Annotated in this window: 5 protein-coding genes; all 5 read left to right on the forward strand. The window is 65.6% G+C overall.

Features of this window, described 5'->3' with window-relative positions:
- The first annotated feature begins 137 nt into the window (after positions 1-137).
- Positions 138-359 (forward strand): hypothetical protein, encoded by a 222-nt coding sequence (locus ABTZ89_RS37505; RefSeq protein ID WP_351053981.1) that lies wholly within the window; start codon positions 138-140, stop codon positions 357-359.
- Between the two features lie 63 nt (positions 360-422).
- Complete coding sequence (locus ABTZ89_RS37510; protein ID WP_351053984.1) at positions 423-683, forward strand: hypothetical protein; 261 nt, start codon at positions 423-425, stop codon at positions 681-683.
- Positions 683-862 carry a hypothetical protein gene (locus ABTZ89_RS37515; RefSeq protein WP_351053987.1) on the forward strand — a complete coding sequence of 60 codons (180 nt, stop codon included), beginning with the start codon at positions 683-685 and terminating at the stop codon, positions 860-862. The genes ABTZ89_RS37510 and ABTZ89_RS37515 overlap by 1 nt, the downstream gene beginning before the upstream one ends.
- 88 nt (positions 863-950) lie before the next feature.
- The gene (locus ABTZ89_RS37520; RefSeq protein WP_351053990.1) at positions 951-2,462 is read left to right on the forward strand and encodes a type IV secretory system conjugative DNA transfer family protein; all 1,512 of its coding nucleotides are present in this window, start codon (positions 951-953) and stop codon (positions 2,460-2,462) included.
- 95 nt (positions 2,463-2,557) lie between these two features.
- On the forward strand, positions 2,558-3,079 hold a 522-nt coding region (locus ABTZ89_RS37525; protein WP_351053993.1), incomplete at its 3' end, for a GGDEF domain-containing protein.

A 3,079-nucleotide genomic window follows, 5' to 3' on the forward strand; every position in this document is an offset into this window, starting at 1 on the left:
CTCCAATAGGAAAGGACGGTTGTCGGATGTTGTCTTTGGGTTTGCAGTACTGCCCGGCGTGCGACATCGGCGGGTACCGGCAGTACCGGCACTCGCAGGATCAGTTCTGCAAGATGTGGCCGCGAGGCTGATGGGCAGTGCTCAGCACGGTGGTGGCGAAAGGATCGTTGCGGGGTGCGGGTGTTTCGGGTCGGGGCACTGATCCGCGGTTCACGCTCGGGCTTCTGTTCGACGTCGGCAAGGCGTTGGAGAGCCACGGTTTTCCAGCGCTGGAGAACTACACGGGCGATGAGCTTATGCGGTTGCAGCTGGCGCTTTTCGACTTCATTTACCCCCAGCGCAAGGACGGTGATCGGTGATGAACGCTCTCGGGTTCCACGGCTCGGGATGCATCGGAGAAACACGACAAGGAAGGGGTTGACATGGCTGAGGTGAATTTGCCGGTTGGTGCGCGGAGGAACACGCCCGCGGTAAACCGGCTGAAGAAGATCGGGGAACACCTCGACACGTTGCACCGGGAGCTGGTCGCGGTTCGGCTGCTGGAGCCGAACGTGATGCAGAAGAAGGACTTCGACGAGATCGAGGAGCTGGCGGCGACGGCCTGCCAGACGTTGTACGGGGTTCGGGACGGGATCGCTGAAAAGGGCGGTCAGAACGTGGCGAAGGGATACGTGAAGAAGTAATGGCATTCGGTGATGACGTGCACACCCGAGTCAAGCGCATCGACGCGTCGATGCTGTCGCTGGTGGAGACCTTGAAGAAGTTCGGGGTCCCCAAGGGATTGGGCGAGCCGCTGAACAAGACGCGCAACGCGGTCGGCGACTTGGTCGCGAAGATGGAGATGACCCAACGCCGGAGCTGAATCCGGCAACTGCTCGGCCGGGGCACCGAACCTCTCAACGGGGTTGGGTGCCCCGGTTTCTTTTTGCTCGCATGAAAGGTGAACGGCAATGCGGAACACGCTGGTGGGCACGGAGAACACCTCCCCGATTCGCTGGGGAATCCGGACGGTGGCCGGCCACCCCCGGACGTCGAGCTCGGCGGTCGCGACGTCGGCGGCGGTGTTCTGGTTCGGGCTGAACACGATGGTGTGGGCCGTGGGGATCGCGGTGCTGGCGGGGATCTCCTGGCGGCTGCTGGACCGCCCGACCTTCGACCGTTTCGCCGGTCGCCTGATGCGGGCGTGGTGGCGCCGCTGGTGGACCTACCAACGCCAATGGCTTCGGATCATGACCGCCTGCAACCTGACCCTGACCGATCACAAGGGCAACACGCTGATGCCGCGCGTGACCAGGGTCAAGAGCACGTGGTCGTGGGACACGGTGACTGTGCGGATGGCCAAGGGGCAGGAACCGGAAGACTTCGAGAAGGCCATCGGCCGGTTGGCGAACGCGTTCCGCGCGCGCTCGACCAACGTGCGGCTGGTCAAGCCCGGCAAGCTCGCGCTGGACTTCCAGCGGTGCGAACCGTTCGACGAAATGCTCATCCCGCTTCCGGCGCTGGCGGAGTCGACCACTGAGGTTGACCTGACGAAGCTGGTGATCGGCCGCGACGAGTACGGCCGGGAGTTCACCCTGAACCTCCTGGAACGCGACCTGCACGTGCTGCTGGGTGGCGCGACCGGTGCGGGTAAGGGCTCGTGGCTGTGGGCGCTGCTGCGGGCGATGGCCCCGCTGATCCGCGCCGGGCTGGTGCGGTTGTGGGTGATCGACCCCAAGGGCGGCCAGGAGTTCGGTATGGGCCGGGAGATGTTCCACGCCTTCGCCGACAGCGACAAGGCCGGTCTCAAGCTGATGCAGGCCTACGTCAAGACCCTCGACGACCGGAAGCTGGAGCTGGGCCGTGCGGGCGTCCGGAAGTTCACTCCGTCCCGGGAAACCCCGCTGGAGTTGCTGATCTGCGACGAGCTGGCCGCGATGACCTCCTACGGAGGCAAGGCGATCACGACCCCGTTCGAGCCGCTGATCTCCAAGGGCCTGACGCAGTACCGCTCCGTCGGCGGCCGGATCGTCGCCGCGACCCAGGAACCGACCAAGGAACACGTCCCGATGCGAGGCCTGTTCCCCACGAAGATCGCCCTGCGCCTTGACTCCGCGTCGTACGTGGACATGTGCCTGGGTGAGGGCATGCGGGACATGGGCGCGTTCGCCGACAAGATCCCCGAGATCCTCGCCGGTGTCGCCTACGCCAAGCGTGACGGCCGCCGCGAACCTCTTCGGGTCCGCGCTCCCTACACCCGGGATGAGGACGTCGCCGAGCTCGTGAAGTTCTGCACCACCGTGGGCACGGTGACCAACCTCCGCAGCGAGCCGATCGACCTTGATGCGATCCCCGAGCAGGAGGAGCCGGCAGACATCTACAACTTCGACTTCGAAGCCCACGAGGTCGACGACTACGACCAAGACGTCGACGAGATCGACGAGGTCAACTACTTCGAAGGCGACGACGAAGAGAGCGCCTGACCTCTTTTTCCCTGTTCAAGTGGCCCGCCCGGCCTCCGGCAAGAGAACACCGGGCGGGCCTTACCTCATTGGAGGCAAGACCCATGTTGGCAAAGATGGCGCTGGGTGTCACCAGCATGACGAGCGTGGCGGCCGGGACCTGCGCGTACCGGCTGTACCGGCAGTCCCGCACCGACCCGCTGACCGGGCTGGGAAACCGGGCGGCGCTGGTGACGGCGTTCAACCGCGCGATGCGGCGCGGCCGGGGCCTGGTCGGTGTCGCGGTCGGCGACATGAACGGCTTCAAGACCTTCAACGACGTGCACGGACACCGCTTCGGCGACCAGGTCCTCATCGCGGTAGCCGAGAAGCTGCGCACCACGGCCAACCGCGGTGAGGTCCCGGTCCGGCTGCACGGCGACGAATTCGCCCTGCTCCTGCCGAACGTCGAGACCCCGGAGCACGCCGAACAGCGAGTGCGGGAGTTCCAAACCGCGGTCTCGACCATCACCGAGATCGACGGCCAGCCGGTAGAGGTCGGGCTCGCGCTGGGGGTGATGACCTCCCCGGCCGCCAAGGCCCAGCTGACCACGCTGCTGGCCTCCGCCGACGACCGCATGTACGGCGACAAGCACACC

The organism is Saccharopolyspora sp. NPDC002686 (assembly GCF_040295745.1).
Taxonomy (GTDB): domain Bacteria; phylum Actinomycetota; class Actinomycetes; order Mycobacteriales; family Pseudonocardiaceae; genus Saccharopolyspora; species Saccharopolyspora oryzae.

Excerpts from the sequence above, each read along its gene's own strand:
- ABTZ89_RS37520 (WP_351053990.1), top strand. The coding sequence starts at position 951 with ATGCGGAACACGCTGGTGGGCACGGAGAACACCTCCCCGATTCGCTGG.
- ABTZ89_RS37515 (WP_351053987.1), top strand. The coding sequence starts at position 683 with ATGGCATTCGGTGATGACGTGCACACCCGAGTCAAGCGCATCGACGCG.
- ABTZ89_RS37510 (WP_351053984.1), top strand. The coding sequence starts at position 423 with ATGGCTGAGGTGAATTTGCCGGTTGGTGCGCGGAGGAACACGCCCGCG.